Origin of the sequence: Providencia sp. M-27, from assembly GCF_011077905.1 — a bacterium.
GTDB classification, from domain to species: domain Bacteria; phylum Pseudomonadota; class Gammaproteobacteria; order Enterobacterales; family Enterobacteriaceae; genus Providencia; species Providencia huaxiensis.
Genome location: NZ_JAALBT010000003.1, coordinates 47,391 through 72,692, shown reverse-complemented (window position 1 = coordinate 72,692; position 25,302 = coordinate 47,391). Strand labels below are relative to the sequence as shown.

Here is a 25,302-nt window from a genome sequence, read left to right as displayed (position 1 = left end):
AATTAATTTTATTAATTCTGTTAAATATTTTTAGATTGTGCTGAAAACCGCATAAGTTTGTTAGAAAGATATCAAGAGTTGTTAACAAAAATCAATCATTCTATTAACAATGATAATGGATAGGATGCTAACCAATGCAATCTCAATATACCAAAATTGAAGTTATCGACTCTCATACCGCAGGGGAACCAACTCGGCTTGTTATTGATGGATTTCCCGATTTAGGGCAACAAAGCGTGGCCGTTCGCTTAGATATTTTGCGTAATAGCCATGATATCTGGCGTCGTACAACGATTTTAGAACCTAGAGGTAATGACATTCTAGTGGGAGCCCTATTGTGTAAACCACAAAACCCAGCGGCAACAGCAGGCGTGATTTTTTTTAACAATCAAGGTTACTTGGGAATGTGTGGTCACGGCACTATCGGTTTAGTGGCCTCGTTGCACTTTCTGGGGCATATCACTTATGGCAACCATCTTATCGAGACGCCAGTTGGAGATGTAACAGCACAATTACATCAAGATGGTAGCGTGAGTATTCAGAATGTGTATTCGTATCGTTATCGCAAAGCGGTACGAGTTGATGTCCCAGATCTCGGCACGGTTATTGGGGATATCGCTTGGGGTGGAAATTGGTTTTTTCTTGTTGAACAGTCGCCAGTTGCCATTGATTTCCAAAACATTAAATTACTGACAGAAGTCAGTTTAAAAATCAAGCAAGCCTTAGTTGACCAAAGTATCTACGGTAAAGATGGCCAAGAAATTGACCATATCGAATTATTCGGTTCACACCCCAATGCTAATAGCCAAAGTTTTGTGTTATGCCCAGGTGGCGCATATGACCGCTCGCCTTGCGGAACAGGGACTAGCGCTAAACTCGCCTGCTTAGCTGCAGATAAAAAGCTGGCGGCAGGGGAAATCTGGCATCAAGCCAGCGTCATTGGCAGCCAATTTCAGGCTAGTTTTCAACAGGCTGATGAAAACGGCATTATTCCGACTATTCGCGGGCATGCCTATATCAGCGGAAAAAATACCTTATTGATAGATGAACAAGATCCATTTCGTTTTGGGATCTCGGTGGCATAGGGGTATGAAATGGAACGTAAATATCCAGTGATCGTGGTGGGTGGTGGCATTATTGGTTTGAGTATCGCACTGACAGTGCAAGCGAATGGCTCACAAGTGTTGCTGCTTGATAAACATGAAATTGGCCAAGGTGCCTCATTTGGCAACGCAGGGCATATTGCGACAGAACAGGTTTTCCCGATTGCTGATCCGAGTGTTTTAACATCAATTCCAAAAATGCTCCTTGACCCATTGGGCCCTCTGCGTCTGGATTGGCGTTACTTATTACCGTTAACACCTTGGTTAATCAAGCTGTTAGGTAACATGCGCCATAAGCCCTTTACCCATATCCATCATACATTGATGACATTAAACAGTGCCGCTTTCGATTCATGGCAAGTATTTATTCAGAAATGGCAATTAAGTGATCTTGTCAAAATGAAGGGTTCACTGCTGGTGGCTGAGAAAAAAGAAACGCTCGATAAGCTAAGCCAGCACAGTGAGTATTTGCAAAGTGTTGGTGTAGCTAATCAATTAATTGATCAAGATGCGCTACTAACACGCGAACCCGCTTTATCCGAAAGCCAAATCGGGGGCATTTTTTATCCAGATACCGGCCATGTTGTGGATTTATGTGCATTACATCAAAAGCTGACTGAGGCGTTTTTACACGCGGGTGGACAAGTATTAACCCACTGTGAAGTAACAGAAATTACATCGACGTCGAATCAACAAGCGGTATTGACAACGACCCAAGGCCAGTTCACAGGCCAAAAAATTGTTATTGCAGGCGGCGCATTTTCCAAATCACTAGTGAGAATGGTTAGTCGCATCAATGTGCCGTTAGAAACTGAGCGCGGTTATCATTTGATGTTGCCTCATGAATTGGGACGATTATCAATACCCGTATCAAGTATGGATAGACGTTTTATTATGACGCCAATGTCTCGAGGGTTACGCCTCGCGGGAACCGTGGAGTATGCGGGGCTAAAGCGTCCAGCCAATATGCAACGCGCTCAACATTTTCTACCGTTAGCGCAGCCGATGCTGAAAACGCCATTGAACAGCCAACAATCTACACCGTGGATGGGATTTCGCCCATCAACGTCTGACTCTTTGCCGGTGATCGACCATAAAGGTCCTTATATTTTTGCTTTTGGTCACCAACACTTAGGGCTAACCCAAGCAGCGATCACCGCAGATATCGTTAATAGTTTTATTCATCAGCAACCGACAAGTATCGATTGCATCCCTTTTTCCATTGAGCGATTTCTTTAATATTGAGGAGAATTCAAATGAATTTCCATGGCATTCTTGTTCCTTTAGTCACGCCATTTCATGATGATTTAACATTAAATATCAGTGCGCTTGCTGAGTTAACTGAAAAACTTATTGAGCGCGGAGTTACCGGTTTAGTGGTCTGCGGGACCACGGGAGAGTATTACGCATTAAATGAAGATGAACGTAAAACCGTGCTGTCTACGGTTTGTAAAATTGCAAAAGGGCGAGTGACACTAATTGCGGGTATTAACGACTTATCAACTGAAGGTGCCATTGCACGAGCGAAACAAGCTCAAGAACTGGGCTATGAAGGATTAATGTTATCGCCACCACCGTATAGTTTACCGGATCAGCAAGGGGTGTACGCCCACTATGAAAAAGTCGCAAAATCAACACCATTACCCATTATTATGTACAACTTCCCAGCTCGGATCGGTATTGAAATTGACATTGAAACGGTTATCAAGCTAGCTGAAATTGACAATATTGTCGCTATCAAAGAAAGCAGTGGAAGCTTTAGCCGAGCACTGCATCTATTACAAACACCATTCAAAAATTTTGAGGTCATTTGTGGTTGTGATGACCAACCAGTGGATTTTTTCTTTTGGGGTTCAAAAAGTTGGATAGCAGGAGCTGGGAATGTATTCCCAGCAGAGCAAGTTGCTATTTTTAATGCGGCGCAAGCGGGTGACTGGCAACTCGCTAAGCAGATTATGAATGAAATTTATCCTGCAATTTACTCAATGGAATCAGGGAACTATAACCAAAAAGCCAAAGCGGGTTGCTTGAATGGCACATTTAATGTAGGCCCGGTCCGTTTGCCTCTGTCAAATATAGCGTCTCAAGAACGCGATGAATTCATTAAATTGATTAAACGCTAGGGGGAAATATGACCATGACCCAACAGCAGGTATTTGAACGAGCAAAACAAGGAAAACTGTGGGCTGGCAATTTAATTGCAGGGCATGCAGAGCAGCAAAATAAATTAGAAAACCGTACCCCAATCGATAATAGCGTTATTGGTTTTATTGCTGACGGTGATGCGAACGATATTAATGTCGCTGTACAGGTAGCACGTGACACGTTCAATCAAGGTGAATGGCGCGGGTTATCACCTCAAGAACGTAAAGCTATCATGCTTAAGTGGGCTAGTCTCATTGAACTGCACAGTGAAGAACTAGCGGCACTAGATTGTATAGATGCAGGTAAGCCTATCACTGAATGTTTAAATACTGATTTACCCGCAACCATTGAAACCTTTTATTGGTATGCCGAAGCGATTGACAAACTGTTTGGCAAAATTGCACCGACAAGCCATCAAGAATTGGGGCTGATAGTGCACGAGCCTATTGGCGTGGTTGGGGCGGTGTTACCGTGGAATTTTCCTGCTCAAATGTTTGCATGGAAAGTGGCTCCTGCACTTGCTGTAGGCAACTCGGTGATTGTGAAGCCTGCCGAATTAACCTCATTAAGTGCCTATCGTATGGTGGAACTGGCCTATGAGGCAGGTGTCCCTCAAGGTGCATTAAGTTTAGTTTGTGGATTAGGTGAAAAAGTCGGGGAAGCCCTTGGTCGCCATAATGATGTTGATATGGTGTCATTCACCGGTTCAACAGATGTGGGACGCTTATTTTTAAAATATTCCGCCGAAAGTAACTTAAAGGAAATTGTGCTCGAATGTGGCGGTAAAAGTCCTCAAGTAGTGTTTGAAGATGCAAACATTGACGCGGCAATTCCACATATTATGGCGGCTGCCTTTTGGAATATGAGTGAAAATTGCAGCTGCGGTTCTCGTTTAATTGTGCATGAAAGTATCAAAAAAACACTATTAGACAAGCTTGCTGTAGCGGTTAAAGAATGGAAAGTGGGTGACCCAAGGCAAGCGGATGTTTCAATTGGGCCAATGGTCGAACAGGCTCATTTTGAGAAAGTAAAATCCTTTTTAGATACCACGGTAAAAGAGGGAGGAAAATTAATTGCGGGTGGGAAAATCCATCATGAATTAGGTGCTGGGTGGTACATCGAGCCGACAATTTTTGATGAGGTCACACCTGACATGTCGCTATTTAAGCATGAAGTTTTTGGCCCTATCTTAGCCGTTACATCCTTTAAAACAGATGATGAAGCGGTCGCTTTTGCCAATGACACTCAATATGGTTTAGCGGCTTCATTTTATAGTCAAAACATTCACCGAGCCATGCAAATTGCACAGCGCATTAACGCAGGCACTGTTTCAGTCAATGGCTTTAGTGAAGGTAATATCACAACACCGTTTGGTGGCTTTCGTCAATCAGGTTTTGGCGGTAAAGATAACGGCTTAGAGGCATTTGAACAATATACTCAAACCAAGGTTATCTGGTTTATCCATCAGTAAAAACGTTGACCTGAGTGCCCAAGTGGACTCAGGTTTTTTTTACCCTGCAAATACAAATAAACAATTACAATAACGAAGGAGTACAAAATGGAAGCCATCGTTAATACAATCGTTGGTTACATCTGGGGTAATGCATTAGTGGTATTATCGCTAGGTGTTGGGCTCTATTTTACATTAGCGACTCGCGGTGTACAGTTTCGCTACCTTATTAAAATGGTGTGTTTGTTAAAGGAAAATAAAGCGTCAAAAGAAGGCATTTCCTCCTTCCAAGCATTCTGTTTAGCGTTGTCAGGACGTGTGGGGGTGGGGAATATCGCGGGGGTGGCGACAGCCATTGCCGCAGGTGGCCCCGGTGCGATTTTTTGGATGGTTGTCATGGGGTTATTAGGCGGAGCAAGTGCATTTATCGAATCCACACTCGCTCAAATATACAAACAGCGCTCTGATGACCAATACCGTGGAGGCTCCCCTTACTATATCGAGAAAGGGTTAAAATTGAAGCCATTTGCCATTATGGTGGCTGCCGTTATTTGCCTATCTTATGGTGTACTGGTTCCGGGTATTCAAGCCAATACCATAGCGGATTCCTTCCAATCCTCATTCAACTTACCCCCAATTGCGACAGGCGGCATTGTGACAGTGCTGATGGCATGGCTAATTTTTGGTGGTATAAAACGTATTGCGAGTGCAGCAGATAAGATTGTACCAATTATGGCTTTGGCTTATATCGTCATGATGGTGATCATCTTGGGTAGCCATTACGAACAAGTGCCGGCTATGTTCAGTTTAATTTTCCGCAGTGCGATGGGAATGGACGCTGTATTCGGTGGTATTATTGGTACGGCTGTTTCATGGGGTGTGCGTCGTGCTGTTTTTTCCAATGTGGCCGGTGCGGGTGAAGCCACATTTAGCTCTGCAGCCGCTGAGGTAAGCCATCCTGTAAAACAAGGGCTGATCCAAGCATTTTCGATTTATATTGATACTGTCGTTGTATGTACAGCATCGGGTCTGATGATCCTTGTCACGAATATGTATAACGTTTTTCCCGATGGTTCGGCAACGGCCTTAGTTGAATATGTCCCCGGGGTTGCAGCAGGAACCGCATGGACTCAGATGGCGGTATCAACCGTCTTTACTTCCGCAGGGTCAGGATTCGTCTCAATCGCTGTATTTTTATTCGCATTCACAACATTGATGGCTTATTACTATATCGCAGAAACCACAATTGTTTATCTTGATAGAAAATTGCGTTACCCCATTCTCAAATTGATACTGAAATTTGTATTTTTGATTATTGTTTTTATAGGAAGCGTGCAATCAGTCAGTTTAATGTGGAGTCTTGGTGATATCGGGTTCGGTAGCATGAGCTACCTCAATCTTATCGCCATTGTCTTCCTATCAAAACCTGCATTACGGGCACTGCGTGACTTTGAGCGGCAGGAAAAACTCGGTGTTGACCCAGTGTTTGACCCAAAAGTAGCAGGAGTAGAAAATGCAGAACTCTGGGAAGATATTAGCCGTGAATACCATGCACAAGGAGTAGGTATAGAACCGAAAGAGAAACAAAACAAAGGGATGGAATATCAAGAAAGAGAGGGTAAGAACTAGAAGAAAAATGGCGGTGAGGGAGGGATTCGAACCCTCGATACGTTGCCGTATACACACTTTCCAGGCGTGCTCCTTCAGCCTCTCGGACACCTCACCGTTTTTCTAAATCTGTTGTGGAGTAGGGAATAAAAACCTGCTCTGCAACGGGGCGCTACTATAGGGAAAATAGCGTCTTACGTCAACTCCCTATTTCTCCTTTTTCCGACTTTTGTTGCTGTTTAGCTAAATAAAAAACAATTTGATTATTATCTAATCTTAAATGTGACCGACTAAGGTAAATAATACTTTTGATGTTAATTTAAAACGGCAAGTCGTGGAGGTAAAAACCGTTAGCTAGTTAACAAAATTCTGATTGAGTAGCGTGTATAGGCTTGATTAACTTGAAAAGAAATGCCATTCGGCACACTCTGTTAGAAACCAAAGAGGAGTTGCCATGAATATTTTATTTTACCATCCATTTTTTGATTCAAAACAGTGGATTGACGGTATGAAAGCGCGATTACCACAGGTGAATATTCGCCAATGGGAAAAAGGGGATAACCAAAGTGCGGATTATGCCATGGTTTGGTTACCGCCTTATGAATGCCTTGCTGGCCGAAGTGATTTAAAAGGTATTTTCGCGTTAGGTGCGGGTGTGGATGCTATTTTAAAGCAAGAACAAGACAAACCTGGCACCTTACCAGCAGGCGTTCCTGTCATGCGTTTGGAAGACACGGGTATGGCGATCCAAATGGAAGAGTACGCTTGCGCGAAAGTGTTAAGCTATTTTCGTCGCATGGATGAATACCGGCAGTTGCAATCACAGCGTCAATGGAAGCAGTTACCAGCTTATCAACACGAAGATTTTGTTATCGGTGTGATGGGGGCTGGTGCATTAGGGCAAGCCGTTGCAAAGCGCTTAGTTAGCTTTGGTTTTCATGTAAGAACATGGAGCCGCTCTGAAAAGCAACTTGATAACGTGAAAAGTTATTTTGGTAATGACCAATTAGCCAGTTTTCTTTCTGGTACCCGTGTGGTTATTAACCTTCTGCCAAGTACACCAGAAACGGTGGGAATTTTAAACCAGCAGCTGTTTAGCCAGCTACAGCAAGGGGCATATGTCATTAACCTTGCACGTGGAGCCCATTTGGTTGAACAAGATTTGCTTGTAGCGCTTGAATCAGGGCAAGTTGCAGGTGCTGCACTGGATGTTTTTGCGAGTGAGCCGTTATCGCAAATGCACCCGTTCTGGACACATCCACGTATCGCTATCACTCCCCATGTTGCGGCCTTTACAAAACCGAAAGAAGCCATGGATATGATTGTCAGTAATATTGAACGCATTGAAGCAGGCCAAGCCCCTGTTGGTGTGGTTGATATGCAACGCGGTTATTAGCCACTTCTTTGTTGCGAGTGGTCTTTGTGATCACTCGCAATCATCACCCCTAATATCTTTCCTATTTTTTCGATATACTGAAAGTAACTGCTTCGGTCACGAGGTGTGACTACTGAATCTGTAAAATAGGATAATATATGAACGAATTTTCAATCGTCTGCCGTATTTTGGGGACACTATTTCAACGTAGTCCCTCTGATAGCCTCGTAAAGCCGCTTATTGATATGATTGCTCAAGATAAATTAAAAGCATCATGGCCATTGGAACAAGATGAGTTGTGGTCACGCATGGCGAAAGATCTCGATATCAATGCGGTTAATGCGGATTACCAAGCTCTGTTTGCAGGTGGATCCCCAGCAGTTTCAATGTTAGCGAATGATTACGATTCTGAAATTACAGAAGCAGAGGTTCGCGAATTTTTAACTGTGAGAGGAATGTCTTTGACGAATGCGCCAGCCGATGCCTTTGGTGCTTTACTACTCGCAGCTTCTTGGTTGGAAGACCAAGCGGCGGAAGATGAAACCGCCGCTCAAGAAGAACTATTTGATAGCTATATTCTTAGCTGGTATGGCAGCTTTTTAGGGAAGGTTGAGGCCCATGCAACAACCCCATTTTACCGTACTTTAGCCCAAATTACCCGTGATGCAGTTATCGCACTGCGTGATGAACTTGACTCAGATACGGAGTGATTGTGACGCTGTCACTTTTGATTCTGGGTATTACTCTACTTTAGTCGTCAGTGTTGATTAATAATTTTGATTGAGTTTGAACGAATAAGAAAGGCAACAGATTTTCCTGTTGCCTTTAATGCTTTTATCAATCGAAATTATTTATGGTTAAAATCAATCGACTAATGGAATGACCAGTTTGCCCGGTTTGATTTCCAGCCCTTTAGCGAGTTTCTTCGCGGTTGCTTCAGCAGCACCATTATCTGGATTCAACACATAAACAGGCTGAGTTTCAAAGAAAGTTTCAAGTGAACTGTTTAAGTAAGGAATAACAGCTGACATAGCGGTATCCATATTTTCTGGCATCACTTTGTAATTGCTAATATTCAATTCTTTTAAGTAAATTGAACCTGTTTTGGCATCAAAGTAAGGACGCGCAGTGAGTGTCAGGTTAATTTGTGCTTCCGCTTTACCAATCAGCGAGTCTAATTTAACGGTTGCATCCCCCGTTAACGCGACTTTTCCTGGTTCACTACGGCCGATTTCTGATTTTAAATTCGCGAGCTGAATATCTGCATCAGCAAAACCCGTAATGCCGACTTTATGGTCATATTTTACTTTATTAGCAAGGTAATTATTAATTTGTGACTCACTAATACTAAACTCAGATAATTGGCTACAGCCCGATAAAAGAGTGAGAAAGCCCACCATAGCAGCGATTAAAAACTTCTTCATAAAGACTCCTTTTACAGTAACACCGCTAGTTTAGCGCATTACTGCCCACTCAACATGACTGTTTCAATTTTTTTACGGTTAAATTGCTTATGAAGAGCCCATAAAGTGATAAAACCGATGATCCCTAATAAGAACCAAGGTAATTGTGGCATATTCCATTGGTGGCCAATATCGTACATCCAGCCGCCACCGGTATAACCGACAGCTCCGCCTAAAGCAAGGCCTAAGCGGCTAAAACCCATATAGCTGCCTCGGGCTCTAGGGTCAGCAAGTGACGCGCTTAATGTTTCTCTAGCAGGGTCAGCGGTTATTGTGCCGAGATAAAAGAGGCAAATAAGAGCAAATAACGTATTGAGAGAGGTTGTCATGCCAATTGGAAACATGCTGAGACTCATTAAAAATAGCCCGGCCATGAGTCGGTGTTCAAGGCGAAAATGTTTTTCGCTCCAACGCGCAATAGGGTAAAGCAATGTTAATGATATCGCGGCTTCAATCGCATACATCCATTTGACGGCAGTTGGTGTCCCCGCTAACTCGTTGACAACAATCGGAAACATAAGCATCACTTGAACTGACAACATAAAATAGCCCGCTAAAGTGACAACGTAAGTTACAAAACGTTTGTCTTTTAGTACGCGCCCCATACCTTCTTTGATAGGGGTTCTGACGGTTGAGATCCGATAAGCGGGTAATAACCAAGCATTGCAGATGGCCGCAATGATAAAAACTGCAGCGCCAACCCAGCAGACATAATGGAAGTCATATTGCAATAACCAACTACCAATCAACGCGCCAATAACGGCTCCAGCACTGTCTTGCATTAAGAGTAAAGAATAAAAACGGCCGCGTTCATACGGGCGGGTCAATTTAATCACTAATGCGGTTCGTGGAGGGTCAAATAAGGTGCCACCCAGTGCTGAGAGGACGCAAGATAACCATAATACCCAAGGGTCATGGGCCACGGCCATCACCGCAAAACCACTGGCGCGTAATAACATCCCAATGACAATCATGGGTTTTGCGCCAAATCGGTCAGCAATAGCACCGCCAAAAATCCCCAAACCCTGTTGAACAAACTGACGAATTCCTAAGGCAAAACCCACCACCACGGCAGCCCAACCCAGCTGATCAACAAACCGAATAGAAATAAGTGGAAAAACGACAAAAAAGCCGAGGACAACCAACATGTTGTCAAATAGGAGAAAATACTTACCAAGGCTTCTTGCCCGTGACACCTGCGCCATGAGACACCATTAGAAAAATAGCAAAGAGGGAATGTTTTTAAAATTACGTATCAATAATATCAGTATATTGCGGGGTAATAGATGATATATTTTTATCGATAAATATTCGTCATACTTCACTCTGTGACGGTGTTGACTGCGTTCGGCTACTTGGGTCACATACTCGTGCATGCTCCCCAATCTATCCTCTCTAGTCGCCTAGTCACAGAGCGAATTATTTAGAATATTATTAATTATCAAAGCATAGACTGCTGGTGGCTTTAGTGATGTATTGGTATTTTAATTTACATAATATGTTTTTCGTCAACGCATTGTAAGCTACACTTTAGCGTTCTAAGTTATTGGCTTGGAAAGAGAGAAAATATCTGGCTTTTTATTAATTAAGGGTTAACGATGTTTGGTTATCGTTCAAATGTACCGAAAGTGCGCCTTGTCACTGATAGAATGGTTATTCGTTTGACTTATGAACGTGATAACTATCGACTAGCTGATTATTACAGCCTGAACAAAGACTTTTTAATTCCATGGGAACCCATCAGGGACAAATCTCATTATCAGCCAGCAGGTTGGCAGAATCGGTTACAAGTCATGAATGAAATGCATCGAGAAGGGAGCGCTTTCCATTTCGTACTATTAGATAAAGAAGAAAACGAAGTGATGGGAGTAGCGAATTTTAGTAATGTATTGCGCGGCTCATTTTATGCATGTTATCTAGGTTATTCACTAGGTGAAAAATGGCAAGGTCAAGGCCTAATGTATGAGGCACTAACCCAAACTATCCGTTACATGCAGCAACACCAAAAAATACATCGAATTATGGCAAATTATATGCCTCATAATATGCGTAGTGGTAATTTATTGACCAAGCTTGGCTTTGAACGGGAAGGCTATGCAAAGCAATACTTACAAATCAACGGTGAGTGGCGTGACCATGTATTGACGGCGCTGACAGATAACACTTGGGCACTGAATAAAGCCTAAATTCCTAATTTACTTTTCAATCGTAGTCAGTTGCAGTGCACACTGTTAAACTGATGCGATTGTATTCTTTTAGTCTATCAATCATGAATTTATTAAAATCATTGGCGGCAGTAAGCTCCATGACCATGATGTCTCGTGTGCTTGGGTTTATTCGTGACGCTATTATCGCCCGAGTGTTCGGTGCAGGAGCCGCGGCTGACGCCTTTTTTGTCGCCTTTAAATTACCGAATCTTTTACGTCGAATTTTTGCTGAAGGTGCCTTTTCACAAGCCTTTGTCCCGATATTAGCGGAATATAAAAACCAGCAGGGAGAGGAAGCCACCCGTACATTTGTCGCTTATATTGCAGGGATGCTAACCCTCGCTTTAGCGATTGTGACCATCCTTGGTATGATTGCAGCCCCTTGGATCATTTATGTCACCGCACCTGGCTTTACCGATGACGCTGATAAGTTTGCGCTGACGACGGATCTTTTACGGGTTACATTTCCTTATATTTTTCTGATTTCACTGGCCTCTCTCGCAGGCGCAATCCTGAATACTTGGAACCGTTTTTCGGTCCCTGCATTTGCGCCAACGTTACTCAATGTCAGCATGATCATTTTTGCTGCTTTCGCCGCGCCTTACTTTAACCCACCCATTATGTCATTGGCGTGGGCTGTGTTGGTTGGCGGTGTTTTGCAACTTGTCTACCAGCTACCCCATCTTAAAAAAGTGGGCATGTTAGTGTTACCCCGCCTGTCATTTCGTGATAGAGGGGTTTGGCGTGTAATGAAAATGATGGGGCCGGCAATTATCGGGGTTTCAGTTGCGCAAATTTCTTTAATTATCAACACAATATTTGCTTCTTTTTTACAATCTGGTTCAGTGTCATGGATGTATTACGCTGATAGGCTAATGGAATTGCCATCAGGGGTGCTTGGTGTGGCTCTTGGCACTATTTTATTACCATCATTAGCTAAAAGTTTCACGAGTGGTAATCAAAATGAGTATCGCCAATTAATGGACTGGGGACTGCGTCTTTGTTTATTACTTGCTTTACCCTGTGCGTTAGGGTTGGCAATACTCGCAGAAGCATTAACGGTATCGCTATTCCAATACGGTAATTTTACAGCGCATGACTCATTAATGACTCAATATGCCTTAATTGCTTACTGTGTAGGGTTAACAGGCATGATTTTGGTGAAGATTTTGGCACCAGGTTTTTATTCGCGCCAAAATATTCGCACGCCAGTGAAGATTGCGATTGTCACTTTAATTTTAACCCAATTGATGAACTTAGCCTTTATTGGCCCTTTACAACATGCAGGTTTAGCCTTATCTATTGGGTTAGCGGCGTGTTTTAATGCGGGAGTTCTCTATTGGCAACTGCGCAAGCAAGGTATTTTTCAGCCTTTAGCCGGTTGGAAAGGGTTTATATTTAAATTATTGATAGCGTTAATTGTAATGGGCGCTGTGCTGTTTGGTGTTTTACACTTTATGCCTTCTTGGCAAGACGGTAATATGCTGATGCGTATGCTACGTTTGATAGGCGTCGTGATTATTGGTGCAGGAAGTTATTTCGTAGCTTTATATGTACTCGGGTTCCGCCCTCGTGATTTTATGAAACGCAGTGTTGCCTAATTAATAAGCCGTCAATAACCTTTAAAGCCCAATTTTAATGAGAAAATTGGGCTTTTTTATCTCTGTAATCTGTGTCGTTAAGGAAAAAATAACCATAGATCTGTTCCCTTCAATTTCTAGTGAGTTCTTAAATTAATTCCCATAGTAACTGAATTATTAATTTCAAAATTATTTTATGAAATTTCAATCAATTGTTTTCATTGATAAAAATAATAACCCACTCTATTTATGGGGTACATTGACTGGGTTGTTGTTACAACAATCAAGTGATAGGGAGATATTCAATTCATTGAATATTATTTGTTGACCGATGTCAACGGAATGATTATGTTATGTATCTCGGGGGTCAATGAAAAAACATCCGAACAAGCATATTCAGGCTGCTATTGAATATGCGATAGAAAATGGCTGGCTCTGGGTTAGTGCAGGGAACTCATCACATACTTTTTGTAAGTTACGCTGTGGTAACGTAGTAGATGAACACAAAACACATATGATGAGTGTCTGGTCAACGCCGAAAATCATGGAAGTGCATGCGAAACCAAAGCGGCTTAGGCCGCTTATTCATACTATATGGGATAATTATGGCACCATTTACTTTCACATTAACACTATCTGGTGTGACTGCAGATACTGAAGGCTTAGTTGATACCTTATTTGCTGCAGGCTGTGATGATGCATTGGTGTGTTTCTATGGTAAATCGGTTTATTTAGAATTTGATAGGGAAGCGGAGTCTTTAGATCTTGCCATTGAAACAGCGATCACAGACATCGAAAGTATATCGCTGAATATAAAAGTGGAATCTATTGATTCCGCTTTAGTTGGGTTAAGTGATATTGCCGAATTGACAGGACTAACTCGCCAGGCAGTGGCTTTATTGAAAGATGGGGCTAGAGGTAAAGGCCATTTTCCAGCACCCGTACAACGCTTGAATGGCGCATCCCCGTTATGGGACTGGGCGAGCGTTGCTCATTGGTTACAACAGAATAACAGGTTGGCGCATAGCCCTGAACTTTATGAACAAGCAAAAACACTTTGCAAATGGAACTTAATACTTCGCAATTGCGCAAATGAACATGTTGAGGAATTGCAAAAATTAACATCAAAGTTAGCAAAGCAACGCAAACAAAAACGGCTCACCGAAGTGAACCGTTAATAGACAACCTATAGATTTGAATTACATTCTTTCAACGGTTTCAATGCCCAGTGTATCTAGGCCCGTTTTTAATGTTTTTTGAGTTAATGCCGCTAATTTCAAGCGGCTTTGGCGCTGGGCTTCGTCATCAGCTGACAAGATAGGGCAGTGCTCATAGAAACCAGAGAATAAACCGGCTAACTCATACAAATAAGCACACATCACATGAGGTGTGCCATCACGTGCAACAGTGAGAATGGTTTCTTCAAACTGTAATAAACGTGTTGCAAGCGCAATTTCACGCGGGTCTTGTAATGAAATAGGCAGAGTTAGGTCTGCGTGGGTTAAATTGGCTTTCTTGAAAATAGAGGCCACACGGGTATACGCATATTGCATATACGGTGCGGTATTTCCTTCGAAAGCTAACATGTTGTCCCAATCGAAAATATAATCAGTCGTTCTATTTTTGGATAAGTCAGCGTACTTAACTGCCCCAATACCAACCACATTCGCAACGTTAAGCAATTCATCTTCAGGCATATCCGGGTTTTTCTCACGGATTAATGTTTGAGCGCGTTCAACCGCTTCATCAAGCAAGTCTGATAAACGAACAGTACCACCAGTACGAGTCTTAAACGGTTTGCCATCTTTACCTAGCATCATACCGAACATATGGTGCTCAAGCGCCATTGATTCAGGGATATAACCTGCTTTACGGACGATGGTCCATGCTTGCATCAAATGTTGATGTTGGCGTGAGTCAATATAGTAAAGTGAGCGGTCAGCATGTAAGGTTTCATAACGGTATTTAGCACAGGCAATATCGGTTGTTGTATACAAGAAGCCACCATCTTTTTTCTGGACGATCACGCCCATTGGTTCGCCTTCTTTATTTTTGAATTCATCAAGGAAAACAACTGTTGCACCTTCACTCTCAACGGCTAAACCTTTGGCTTTTAAGTCAGCAACAATGCCTGGAAGCATGCTGTTATATAAGCTTTCACCCATCACGTCATCTTCGGTCAATGTGACATTTAAGCGGCGATAGGTTTCTTGGTTCTGCTGCATAGTGATATCGACTAATTTGCGCCACATTTGGCGGCAATATTCATCACCGGATTGCAATTTTACAACGTAGCCACGAGCACGTACTGCGAACTCTTCATCTTCGTCGTAGTGTTTTTTAGCTTCGCGATAAAACTCTTCGAGGTCAGCAAGCGCCATATCGGTGGCATCTTCATTTTGCACTTTTTCAAGATAAGCAATTAACATACCAAATTGCGTACCCCAATCACCGACGTGGTTGGCACGAATGACTTTATGACCAATAAATTCTTGGGTACGTGCAGCTGCATCACCAATGATGGTTGAACGCAAGTGACCCACGTGCATTTGTTTTGCGACATTAGGCGCTGAATAGTCAATGACAATCGTTTCAGGCTTGACTGGTGCGACGCCTAGGCGTTGTGATGCTAATGCCTCTTCAACGTGTTTTTCAACCCACGTTGGTTCAAGGAAAATATTAATAAAGCCAGGGCCGGCAATTTCAACTTTGCTGGCAATCCCTTCCAAATCTAAGTGATTAACAAGCTGTTCAGCCAGTTGTCGCGGAGCTATCCCCATCTTTTTAGCCGCGCCCATCACTCCATTCGCTTGATAATCACCAAACTGAGCTTTAGCGGACTGACGCACAAGTGCATCACTGCCTTCTGGAGCACCCGCTGCTAACATCGCAGCACTAATTTTATCTGAAAGAATCGCCTGAATATTCACCGAATTACCTTAAATTACGAACCATAGTTACCGCATTGTGCCATCACATGCGTATAACTAAAAGGTTGAAGAGAAAAATCGGCAGGTTTTATACCACATTTTGGGGCTCTCATGCTACAGTCTGCGCCATTGTTTAGCAGATAAGTTTTTGTAAAGAGAGGGCTTTAGATGCCACAATTTAGCAAAATTTCGCAATTACAAGATTTATGGGATGACCTACCTGTGTTTATGGGTAAATTACAACAGTTGGCGCAGGAATTGAACTTATCATTGTCATCTTTTCCGATAGATCATATTTCGGTGCGTTGCCATCATATGGCAACTGCAGAACGTTGGCATCAAGGGTTAATGGGATGCGCTGAGCTTTTATCTGACAATGTTATCAATGGCAGGCCAATTCGTTTATATGAGTTAAAAGAGCCATTAAACGTCGCGGGTCAAGATGTATTTATTATTGAATTGCCTTTCCCAAAAGACAAAATTTACCCGAAAGAAAGTTGGGAACATATCGAAATGGTGATTGATGTTGAGCCGAGTCAGCTAGAAACCGCAGCATTCCAGTTATTACCTGATCCTTTACCCCAAGGGTATCGTATTAAAGTAAGCCAACCCAAAGGGCAGCAAGAAAGGTTGCCAAATCCAACATTAGCAGTGTCAAATGGTGAAATAACGGTTAAATACCATCCTTTCACGCTAAAAAAGATAATTGAAAGTGAAAAATAAGTGATGCAATTAACGTTATTGATTAATAGTACACGTTAACTTTTAGTGCTGTGATGTCTATCCGATAACATTTTCCAATAAATGGCATTATTAAGCGAATTGTTAACGTTTAACATTAAATTTTTTTCATTATTTTGGGGCATATAAAACCCGTGTTTTATTGCTCTATTTCGGAGGTCGTAATGGCAAAACTGGAAATCTGTTGTTTCGGAATTGAATGTGCCCAAGTGGCTCAAGAATATGGTGCAGATCGTATCGAACTATGCTCTGGTGCTGCAGACGGTGGCCTGACCCCCAGTTATGGTTACCTGAAATTAGCGAAAGAGAAACTGCATATTCCAGTTCATCCTATTATTCGTCCTCGTGGTGGCGATTTTTGCTATAACATCAGCGAATTTGACGTGATCCGTGAAGATTTAATTATGATTAAGGAAATGGGGTTTTCAGGTGCCGTTATCGGTATATTGGATAGTGAAGGGCGCATTGATATCAACAGGATGCATACGTTGATGGAAATTGCACAAGGGATGAATATTACCTTCCACCGCGCATTTGATATGTGTATTAACCCATTATTAGCTTTAGAACAATTAAACGAGCTCGGTGTTGCGCGTATTTTAACTTCTGGGCAGCAACAAAGTGCGGAGTTGGGTTTACCGCTTTTGAAAGAACTCCATGAAAAAAGCCAGCAAATTAATGGCCCACAGATTATGGCAGGTGCGGGAGTACGTTTAGCTAACCTAAGTAAATTTATGGAAATCGGTTTATCTGAGGTACACAGTTCCGCAGGGAGAACGGTGCCATCAACCATGAGTTACCGTAAAGTAGGGGTAACAATGGCCTCTAATAGCGAAACGGATGAATTCACCCATTACTGTGTTGATGGCCCTACGGTAGAAGCGATGAAGGACTTTATTTCTATTACAGAAAAAGTTTCCGTTTAATTGCCGCTAGCCACAATAGGCAGCTTGACGCTAGAAATTTTAAATAGATTGTTATTCTCTAAGGAAAATCAACTAGTTGGTTTTCCTTGTTATTTTTCAGCTAACCCATGGTTAGTTACCATTAAAATACCAAATAAAGAAACTTATTATATTGTTTATTTATCATTAATAGCTCAATTATTGCTTGTGTTGATACACGTCAATTAACCCTTGTTTTTATAAGGCTACTATCTAATTACTATAAGAATACTAAGTAATTCAATTTATAATAATTAATGAGGTAGCAATGTAATGATCAATAAAATCAGGGAAAAAGCGCTGAGTCGGAGACAGTTTATTCAAGCCTCTGCCTCTGTCGCCACGACAACAGCTATTGCCAGCTCCATCTCTCTACCTTTTTCCGCTCAAGCAACACCCACTATCACAATCCAACCCGACGAAGTCAGCGAAAAAATCAAATACAGTGCATGCTTAGTCAATTGTGGTAGCCGCTGCCCACTCAAAGTGCATGTAAAAGATGACGTTATTACTCGCATATCGAATGAAACCATGTATGACGACACCCAATTTGGTTTACATCAAATACGCCCCTGTTTGAGAGGGCGCTCTGTTCGTTGGAAAACCTATAACCCAGACCGCTTGAAATACCCATTATTGCGTACAGGTAAACGGGGGGAAGGAAAGTTTAAACGGATCAGCTGGGACGAAGCGACGACGATTGTGGCACAAAAACTGCGCTCAACCATTGATACTTATGGTAATGAAGCGATTTACTACCAGTATGGCTCAGGGTCTACCGGTGCTAATTTGCAAGGGCGTAATGCCTGCAAGCGTCTATTAAACCAACTAGGTGGGTTTCTTGATCAACATGGAACTTACTCAACTGCACAAATAAACGGTGTTATTCCGTATGTCTATGGCAAGTTAGATGATTCATTACTGTCTGAAATAGCGAATAGCGATTTAGTCGTGATGTTCGGCCATAATATTGCGGAAACGCGTATGTCCGGTGGTGGTCAGTTCTATGAAACCTTAAAAGCATTAGAAAAAAGCCAAGCCAAAGTGATTATTATTGACCCGCGTCGTACTGATAGCGTGACAACGCTAGGCGCTGAATGGATCCCGATTTATCCGGGCACTGACGGTGCGCTTGTGGCTGCAATTATCCATACATTAATTAAAGAACAATTAACGGATGAGGCTTTTTTAGCGAAATATTGTGTGGGCTGGGATAGCCAGACACTTCCTGAGTCAGCGCCACAAAATGGCTCATATAAGGATTATATTTTAGGGCTCGGTGATGATGGTGTTGAAAAAACACCTCAGTGGGCTAGCCAAATTACAGGTGTTTCGCCAACCCGTATTGTTCAGTTGGCTCGTGAGCTGGGTAATGCAAAAGCAGCGTGGATTTCTCAAGGCTGGGGATTACAAAGAACCGCATCGGGAGAGCAAGCGGCCCGGGCAGTGATGATGTTACCGATTGTCACGGGGCATATTGGACGCCCTGGGACGAATGCGGGAGGATGGGGAGGTAACGTGGCGTATTCTGTGCCTGGTTTTGCTATTCCAAACCCAGTTAAAACCAAAATCCCGTGTTTTATGTGGACCGATGCGATTGCGCGCGGAACCGAAATGACCGCAACAAATTCAACATTGCTCGGTAAAGAGCGTCTTGAAACCAACGTGAAATTTTTATGGCACTATGCGAGTAATGTCACGGGTAATCAACATTCTGATTTGAACAAAACCCATAAAATTCTAACAGATGAATCCCTATGTGAATTTATTTTAGTTTGGGATACGCATATGACACCATCGACTAAATATGCGGATTTGATTCTACCCGATGTGACCAGTGTTGAATCGAATGATTTAATTAATAATTCGTATGCAAGCGGTGCTTACCATTATGCTATTCGTCTACAAAATGCGATTACGCCATTATGGGAGTGTCGCCAATCTTATGATGTTTTAACGGATATTGCTGAAAAGCTGGGTATTAAAGACCAATTTACCGAAGGTCGTACTCATGAGCAGTGGATAGAACATTGCTATAACCTAATGCGAGAAAAAAATCCCCATTTGCCAACATTTGAAGAAACGAATGACATGGGAATTGTTGATAGGAAATTGGCAAACAGTGCAGATTATATTGCATTAAAACCATTCAGAGACTCACCTGAAACTGCGCCATTACCAACCCCATCGGGTAAAATTGAAATTTATTCAGAAAGGCTCGCTAAGATAGCGAAAGAGTGGGAATACCCTACTGACCAGCGAATTCCTGCTGTGCCTGAATATTGTGTGAATACGGAAGGTGTTGAAAACAAAAAAACTAAGCAAAAATATCCGCTGCAAATGACGGGCTATCACGATAAAGGCCATGCGCATTCATCGTATTTTAATATTGCTGTGTTACGTGAAGCCGTGCCTCATCAATATTGGATTAACCCAATTGATGCATCAACTCGTGGTATTCAAGATGGTGATATGACTGAAATTTTCAATGACCGCGGACGTATGCATATTAAAGCGAAAGTGACTGAGCGCGTATTACCGGGGGTGATTGCGGTTCCGCAAGGTGCTTGGCGGGAAGTCAATGAGGAAGGGGTCGATATCGGTGGTTGTATCAATACACTAACCACACAACAGCCTTCAGCTCTCGTTAAAGGGAATCCACAACATACTAACTTAGTTGACGTGAAACGTGCATAAGGAGCGACAAATGAAACAGTATGGTTTTTATTTCGACTCAACAAAATGCACAGGATGTAAAACGTGTCAGGTGAGTTGTAAAGATGAGAAAGACCTTGATTTAGGGCCTAAATTTCGTCGGGTGTATGAGTTTGGTGGTGGTAGTTGGCAGCAGCAAGAGGGGATATGGCAGCAGAATGTTTATAACTACTATCTATCAATTTCCTGTAATCATTGTTCTAACCCAACATGTGTTGAAGGTTGCCCAACAGGGGCGATGCATAAACGTGAGCAAGATGGGTTAGTCGTGGTAGACCAAACCATTTGTGTTGGATGCCGTTACTGCGAGTTACGTTGTCCATACGGTGCACCGCAGTATGACGAAAAGAAAAAATTGATGAGTAAATGCGATGGATGCTATGAACGTGTCGAAAAAGGGATGAAACCGGTTTGTGTTGACTCCTGTCCACAACGTGCATTGGATTTTGACGATATCAATATTCTACGTGAACGTCATGGCAATATTAGTGGGGTCGCCCCCATGCCAAATCCGTCTCTTACTAATCCTAATATTGTGATTAAACCGCATAAAGATGCCAAACCTTGTGGTGAAAAGAGCGGTAAATTACAAAATCCAGCAGAGGTATAATATGCACGAACTTCCACTCGTTTTTTTCACTGTATTGGGGCAGTCAGCGGCAGGTTTATATTTGTTGGCGTATGCAAGCCGAAGACTGGGTATGTTGAGTGAAAACCAATTACGTCATGCCAATATAGCTGCATTCGTCATTATGATCATTGCACTAGTGATTGGTGGTTTGCACGTTGGGCAGCCACTGCGCTTCTTCAATATGCTTTTAGGCGTCGGCCGTTCACCAATGAGTAATGAAGCCTTACTCAGTGGTATTTTTGTCGCTTTTGGGGCTGCAACTTTATTATTTACCTTGTTTATTAAAAATAAGGTGCTGAGTGAACTGTGTAACGTTGCCACGGTTATTTTTGGTTTGGCATTCGTATGGTCAATTCCTCAGGTTTATAATATTGCCACAGTAGCGAACTGGTTTACTGTTTTCACGACATTACAAATGTGGATGACACTGCTAGTTGCTGGTGGCACATTAGCGATTTTATTCGGAGCTCAGCGGTTGGGGGCGATGGCATTTTTGATTGGCTCAATTATGATTTTTGCCACTCGTGCAGCTTATGTGTCATTCTTAGGCGAGACAGGGCCTGGAATTAGTGCCGAACAAGCGGGTTTTTGGAGCTTCCAGTTAGTCGTCTTAGCGGTGATGCTGTTTGTTTATCCTGCTCTGTTATATCGCGGAAGAAATTCATTCGCACTATTAGGCCTATGTGCGCTAGCGGTTATTTTAGCCGAGTTATCTGGCCGAATTGCCTTCTATAATTTATGGCAAATAACAATGTAATCGCTTGTTTACTAGTATGATAATAAATGCCTATGACTTGATTGCCATAGGCATTTTATCTTTATGGCTTACGAGCAACTAAAATTGCACGTAGTGGTGCGGGGTAACCTTCGATAGTTTTAGTTTTATCATTTGGGTCTAAAAATTCAGCCAGTGAATCTGTTTTCATCCACTGTGTGCGGCGTTGCTCTTCCAAAGAGGTTACTTCTTGGTCAACAATTCGCACATCAACAAAGCCGCATTTTTCCAACCAAACTTTGAGCATTTTAGCGGAAGGAATAAAATAGACATTACGCATTTGGGCGTAACGGTCACCGGGGATCAAACACTGAAATTCATCCCCTTCAATAACCAGGCTCTCTAATACCAATTCGCCTTCACTCACTAATTGGTTCTTAAGTTGCCATAAATGGTCGAGCGGTGAACGGCGGTGGTAAAGTACACCCATTGAAAATACGGTATCAAATGCCTTCAATTCTGGCAGTTGTTCGATACCTAAAGGCAATAAGTGGGCACGTTGGTCATCACCTAGTAGCTTTCTGACGGCTTCAAATTGGCATAAAAATAGTTCAGTTGGGTCGATACCAACAACAAATTTGGCATCTTGCCCTAACATACGCCACATATGGTAGCCACTGCCACAACCAACATCTAAGACATAGCGGTCTTTGAGTGATGAAATATGGGGTAGTACGCGATCCCATTTCCAGTCTGAGCGCCATTCAGTATCAATATTCACGCCATAGAGAGAAAAAGGGCCTTTACGCCATGGCATTAATTGTTCAAGAATATTATTCAGACGTCGCGTTTCGCCCGCAGTGAGTTCGGGTTCGCGCGTTGCTGTCACGCTATTGCGTAAATCCAAATGGGTAGGAACCATAACGGGTAGGTTATCTAGCATTTTCTCCCATGAGGAAAATCCACCGTGTAACCCTTGTTTTTTCCATTCTGAAAGTTGTGCCGGAAGCGTTTCAAGCCAATGACTTAGAGGGCCAACCGCAATTTGTTGGTAAAAACGACCAAAATCAATCATGCCTAGGCCTCTTTAACCGCTAACAGTGAACCAAAATTAAAGCACTGGAACCAAACTTCACAGTGAGTAAAACCGACATTTTTTAAACGCGCTTTATGTGCTTCAACAGAGTCTGTGAGCATCACGTTTTCTAACATACTGCGTTTTTGGCTAATTTCTAATTCACTATAGCCATTTGCCCGTTTGAAGTCGTGATGCATATTGAACAATAATTCACCGATTTCGTTGTCTTCGAAATTGAATTTCTCAGAAAGCACTAAAATACCGCCGGGTTGTAGCCCTTGATAAATTTTACTGAGTAATAATTGGCGGTCTTCCGGGTTGAGAAACTGTAAGGTGAAATTGAGCACAACCATGGAAGCATTTTCAATATTTACATCGCGAATATCGCCTTCGATAACGTCAACCGGTGTGTCGGCACGATACGCATCAATATGGCGGCGGCAACGTTCAACCATTGCAGGGGAGTTATCAACAGCAATAATTTTGCTTTTTTCTACTGTAATATTACGCCTTATCGATAAGGTTGCTGCACCTAAAGAGCAGCCTAAATCGTAAACATGGCTGTTGGGTTTGACAAAACGACCCGCTAGCATGCCAATCATCGTAATAATATTAGAGTACCCTGGCACGGAGCGTTGGATCATATCAGGGAATACTTCAGCAACTTTTTCATCGAATTGCCAGTCACCAAGGTTAGCGATAGGCGCAGAGAAAAGGCGGTCTTTTGAGGTTGGATCCGAATTTGACATAAGTTCTGTATTAAGCAAAAACAAAAGTAGTGGAGGATTGTATCAGAAAGGCAGTCTACTGAAAATCAATCCATAAGCAATGAAATAATGAGCGGCACATTAATAACTCGTGCCGTTACAGAGAATAAAAACTAAAGATTAAATGAAACGATTTGCAGCCAAGGTAGGTAATAAGTATTGGCGATAACCATTAGTGCCATAGCAAGGTAAGTGGCTACCATACCTGAACGGCGATATGAATAATCGTGATTTTTCAAGCCGTAAGAGTGCAGTAATCGGCCTGCAATTAAGATCAGACCACAAATATGAATCATCCACACTTGCGCGCCATTCATTTCCATTAAAAGCAGTAAAATTAATGAGATGGGAATGTATTCGATGGCATTACCATGAACGCGGATAGCGGTTTGCAACTCATAAAAACCGCCATCACCATAGGCTATACGGTATTGATTACGCAACTTCACAACATTTAAAGATAATCTAAGCAGCAGTAAGGCACCCAGTACAGCATACAAAGAGCTGACCATTTTTTACTCCACCATAAAACGAATCAAACTATGAAAACACCTAAAAATATAAGTTATAGTAATGGGTATTGACAATATTTTGTGAATTGTAAATCCTAAAAAGCCGTTAGACAAATGAAATCACAACTTTTTTGAGTCAGTCTTACACTCTATTTAATCAAACCTTCTTTTTTTAAGCGAGTTAAAATAGTCACCGCTGTGCTTGAGCAGCGAGGTAAATCGTTAATGCTAAACCAATCCAATTCAGCAATCTCAGCGGCGGGTTGTGGCTCCCCTGTATAGTCCGCAAAGTAACAACGAATACGGACTTGCGTTCCATCTGATTTTCCATCAGCAGGGCCAATGAACTCACCATAAAACCGGATAGAAGCGGTATCTAGCTCAAGTTTTAATTCTTCGGCAATCTCACGGCAGAGTGCTTGTTCGTCAGTCTCACCTTGCTCACGTTTTCCACCGGGTATATAAAATAAACTTTTATTATGGGAACGCACCATCGCAATTTTGTGGTCTGATAAGGCGATCAACCCAAGCTTATCAATGATTTTAACACTCATAATAGGGACACCCTGTTATTTAACGATGATAAGAGAATTATTGCTGTAAGTGAGTCATTAAGTAAACTGATAAAATTACTTAATGACTTAAATTATATTGTTTAAAAATTATTTTTTCTCAACGATTTTTACCAATTCATAACGAATACTTGGGGCATCAGCCGGTGGGTTTGGTACATCGAATTGCTTCACTTGTATAGTATAAGAGAAGCCTGGTTGATATTCGAAGCCTTGAATTGAGCTATAAAAAAGTTGCCAGTCATCACTTGGGTTTTCTTTCACTTTCATACATTTCATTGGGGCAACGCCCATACAATCAGCAAGTGAAGAATCAATATAAAAAGTTTTTGTATTATCAGTCTCTGCGGGTTTCATGTTCTGGCATCCAGCAAGTAGTACGAACATGGAAGTGGCAAGTATAATTTTTTTCATGGGTAGTCCTTAAACTGCAGATGGTGATTAATTCAGCGTTATATCTGTCTGTTGTGATTATAGCAAACTGAAAAAGGTAACGATTCTGAAATAGAAAGATTAATGATTAAAGCGATATTTATTAACCAATAATTGAATTGGAATACATTAAGTGGTGGTTTTTCACTCAAAAAGGTATCGAACTGATGAAATAAACCTTTGCTGCAATATGTACATGGTGCGGATAGTCCCTTAAAATCGATAGGATCATCGTGATAGACGTCTATCTCGCTATTCAATTTTATTGTTGTTGATTAGAAAAACAATAATTGATGAAAATATGATTAAAAACAAAATGGTTTACGCGTTATGT

The 25,302-nt window shown here is 42.1% G+C and carries 24 protein-coding genes and 1 tRNA gene; 16 read left to right on the top strand and 9 right to left on the bottom strand.

Annotation, left to right across the window (positions count from 1 at the left end; translation table 11 throughout):
• Window positions 1-134: 134 nt before the first annotated feature.
• The 5 genes from G6Q48_RS06235 (at window position 135) to G6Q48_RS06215 (ending at window position 6,327) form a co-directional block, all read left to right on the top strand.
• Window positions 135-1,085, top strand: coding sequence for a 4-hydroxyproline epimerase (locus tag G6Q48_RS06235; protein WP_102140461.1), 951 nt, complete (start codon window positions 135-137; stop codon window positions 1,083-1,085).
• A gap of 9 nt (window positions 1,086-1,094) precedes the next feature.
• A complete protein-coding gene (locus G6Q48_RS06230; RefSeq protein WP_166265113.1) occupies window positions 1,095-2,342 on the top strand; it encodes an NAD(P)/FAD-dependent oxidoreductase in 1,248 nt (415 codons plus the stop codon).
• A 17-nt stretch (window positions 2,343-2,359) separates the two neighbouring features.
• On the top strand, window positions 2,360-3,226 hold the full coding sequence (dapA, locus tag G6Q48_RS06225; protein ID WP_102140463.1) for a 4-hydroxy-tetrahydrodipicolinate synthase: 867 nt from the start codon (window positions 2,360-2,362) through the stop codon (window positions 3,224-3,226).
• A gap of 8 nt (window positions 3,227-3,234) precedes the next feature.
• Window positions 3,235-4,719, top strand: a complete 1,485-nt coding sequence (locus tag G6Q48_RS06220; protein WP_166265110.1) for an aldehyde dehydrogenase — start codon at window positions 3,235-3,237, stop codon at window positions 4,717-4,719.
• Between the two features lie 87 nt (window positions 4,720-4,806).
• Complete coding sequence (locus G6Q48_RS06215; RefSeq protein WP_166265107.1) at window positions 4,807-6,327, top strand: alanine/glycine:cation symporter family protein; 1,521 nt, start codon at window positions 4,807-4,809, stop codon at window positions 6,325-6,327.
• A gap of 8 nt (window positions 6,328-6,335) precedes the next feature.
• Here G6Q48_RS06215 and G6Q48_RS06210 read toward each other — a convergent pair.
• Window positions 6,336-6,423 (bottom strand) — tRNA-Ser (locus G6Q48_RS06210).
• Between the two features lie 337 nt (window positions 6,424-6,760).
• Here G6Q48_RS06210 and ghrA point away from each other — a divergent pair.
• The gene (gene ghrA / locus G6Q48_RS06205) at window positions 6,761-7,702 is read left to right on the top strand and encodes a glyoxylate/hydroxypyruvate reductase GhrA (protein WP_102140466.1); all 942 of its coding nucleotides are present in this window, start codon (window positions 6,761-6,763) and stop codon (window positions 7,700-7,702) included.
• Between the two features lie 137 nt (window positions 7,703-7,839).
• Window positions 7,840-8,391: a TorD/DmsD family molecular chaperone gene (locus tag G6Q48_RS06200; protein ID WP_166265104.1), complete on the top strand. Its 552-nt coding sequence runs from the start codon at window positions 7,840-7,842 to the stop codon at window positions 8,389-8,391.
• Window positions 8,392-8,544: 153 nt separating this feature from the next.
• On the opposite strand, the gene G6Q48_RS06195 is transcribed toward G6Q48_RS06200, so the two are convergent.
• Together G6Q48_RS06195 and mdtH are read right to left on the bottom strand one after the other, a co-directional pair.
• Window positions 8,545-9,105: a lipoprotein gene (locus tag G6Q48_RS06195; RefSeq protein ID WP_166265101.1), complete on the bottom strand. Its 561-nt coding sequence runs from the start codon at window positions 9,103-9,105 to the stop codon at window positions 8,545-8,547.
• 38 nt (window positions 9,106-9,143) lie between these two features.
• Window positions 9,144-10,349 carry a multidrug efflux MFS transporter MdtH gene (gene mdtH, locus G6Q48_RS06190; RefSeq protein ID WP_166265098.1) on the bottom strand — a complete coding sequence of 402 codons (1,206 nt, stop codon included), beginning with the start codon at window positions 10,347-10,349 and terminating at the stop codon, window positions 9,144-9,146.
• Window positions 10,350-10,742: 393 nt separating this feature from the next.
• On the opposite strand from mdtH, the gene rimJ reads away from it, so the two are divergent.
• From rimJ to G6Q48_RS06170, 4 genes are all read left to right on the top strand, one after another.
• On the top strand, window positions 10,743-11,330 hold the full coding sequence (rimJ, locus tag G6Q48_RS06185) for a ribosomal protein S5-alanine N-acetyltransferase (protein WP_102140251.1): 588 nt from the start codon (window positions 10,743-10,745) through the stop codon (window positions 11,328-11,330).
• A gap of 83 nt (window positions 11,331-11,413) precedes the next feature.
• Entirely contained in the window at window positions 11,414-12,952 is a 1,539-nt protein-coding gene (murJ, locus tag G6Q48_RS06180) for a murein biosynthesis integral membrane protein MurJ (RefSeq protein WP_166265095.1), read from the top strand.
• Window positions 12,953-13,301: 349 nt separating this feature from the next.
• Window positions 13,302-13,589: a hypothetical protein gene (locus G6Q48_RS22190; protein WP_242685783.1), complete on the top strand. Its 288-nt coding sequence runs from the start codon at window positions 13,302-13,304 to the stop codon at window positions 13,587-13,589.
• Window positions 13,537-14,109, top strand: a complete 573-nt coding sequence (locus tag G6Q48_RS06170; RefSeq protein WP_166265092.1) for a helix-turn-helix transcriptional regulator — start codon at window positions 13,537-13,539, stop codon at window positions 14,107-14,109. Before G6Q48_RS22190 ends, G6Q48_RS06170 begins: the two co-directional genes overlap by 53 nt.
• A gap of 21 nt (window positions 14,110-14,130) precedes the next feature.
• On the opposite strand, the gene argS is transcribed toward G6Q48_RS06170, so the two are convergent.
• The gene (gene argS / locus G6Q48_RS06165; protein ID WP_166265089.1) at window positions 14,131-15,861 is read right to left on the bottom strand and encodes an arginine--tRNA ligase; all 1,731 of its coding nucleotides are present in this window, start codon (window positions 15,859-15,861) and stop codon (window positions 14,131-14,133) included.
• Window positions 15,862-16,029: 168 nt separating this feature from the next.
• On the opposite strand from argS, the gene G6Q48_RS06160 reads away from it, so the two are divergent.
• The 5 genes from G6Q48_RS06160 (at window position 16,030) to G6Q48_RS06140 (ending at window position 21,649) form a co-directional block, all read left to right on the top strand.
• Window positions 16,030-16,584, top strand: coding sequence for a VOC family protein (locus G6Q48_RS06160; protein ID WP_102140255.1), 555 nt, complete (start codon window positions 16,030-16,032; stop codon window positions 16,582-16,584).
• A gap of 182 nt (window positions 16,585-16,766) precedes the next feature.
• Entirely contained in the window at window positions 16,767-17,528 is a 762-nt protein-coding gene (cutC, locus tag G6Q48_RS06155; RefSeq protein WP_102140256.1) for a copper homeostasis protein CutC, read from the top strand.
• Window positions 17,529-17,819: 291 nt separating this feature from the next.
• The gene (locus tag G6Q48_RS06150; protein WP_166265086.1) at window positions 17,820-20,243 is read left to right on the top strand and encodes a DMSO/selenate family reductase complex A subunit; all 2,424 of its coding nucleotides are present in this window, start codon (window positions 17,820-17,822) and stop codon (window positions 20,241-20,243) included.
• Window positions 20,244-20,253: 10 nt separating this feature from the next.
• On the top strand, window positions 20,254-20,871 hold the full coding sequence (locus G6Q48_RS06145; RefSeq protein WP_102140257.1) for a DMSO/selenate family reductase complex B subunit: 618 nt from the start codon (window positions 20,254-20,256) through the stop codon (window positions 20,869-20,871).
• Between the two features lies 1 nt (window position 20,872).
• On the top strand, window positions 20,873-21,649 hold the full coding sequence (locus G6Q48_RS06140) for a dimethyl sulfoxide reductase anchor subunit family protein (RefSeq protein WP_166265083.1): 777 nt from the start codon (window positions 20,873-20,875) through the stop codon (window positions 21,647-21,649).
• A 61-nt stretch (window positions 21,650-21,710) separates the two neighbouring features.
• On the opposite strand, the gene cmoB is transcribed toward G6Q48_RS06140, so the two are convergent.
• The 5 genes from cmoB to G6Q48_RS06115 form a co-directional block, all read right to left on the bottom strand.
• Window positions 21,711-22,682: a tRNA 5-methoxyuridine(34)/uridine 5-oxyacetic acid(34) synthase CmoB gene (gene cmoB, locus G6Q48_RS06135; protein ID WP_166265080.1), complete on the bottom strand. Its 972-nt coding sequence runs from the start codon at window positions 22,680-22,682 to the stop codon at window positions 21,711-21,713.
• A 2-nt stretch (window positions 22,683-22,684) separates the two neighbouring features.
• Window positions 22,685-23,434, bottom strand: coding sequence for a carboxy-S-adenosyl-L-methionine synthase CmoA (gene cmoA, locus G6Q48_RS06130; protein ID WP_102140260.1), 750 nt, complete (start codon window positions 23,432-23,434; stop codon window positions 22,685-22,687).
• Between the two features lie 131 nt (window positions 23,435-23,565).
• The gene (locus G6Q48_RS06125; RefSeq protein ID WP_102140261.1) at window positions 23,566-23,964 is read right to left on the bottom strand and encodes an MAPEG family protein; all 399 of its coding nucleotides are present in this window, start codon (window positions 23,962-23,964) and stop codon (window positions 23,566-23,568) included.
• Window positions 23,965-24,113: 149 nt separating this feature from the next.
• Window positions 24,114-24,518, bottom strand: a complete 405-nt coding sequence (locus G6Q48_RS06120) for an NUDIX hydrolase (RefSeq protein WP_166265077.1) — start codon at window positions 24,516-24,518, stop codon at window positions 24,114-24,116.
• A 108-nt stretch (window positions 24,519-24,626) separates the two neighbouring features.
• On the bottom strand, window positions 24,627-24,950 hold the full coding sequence (locus G6Q48_RS06115) for a DUF4377 domain-containing protein (RefSeq protein WP_166265074.1): 324 nt from the start codon (window positions 24,948-24,950) through the stop codon (window positions 24,627-24,629).
• Window positions 24,951-25,302: the final 352 nt, after the last annotated feature.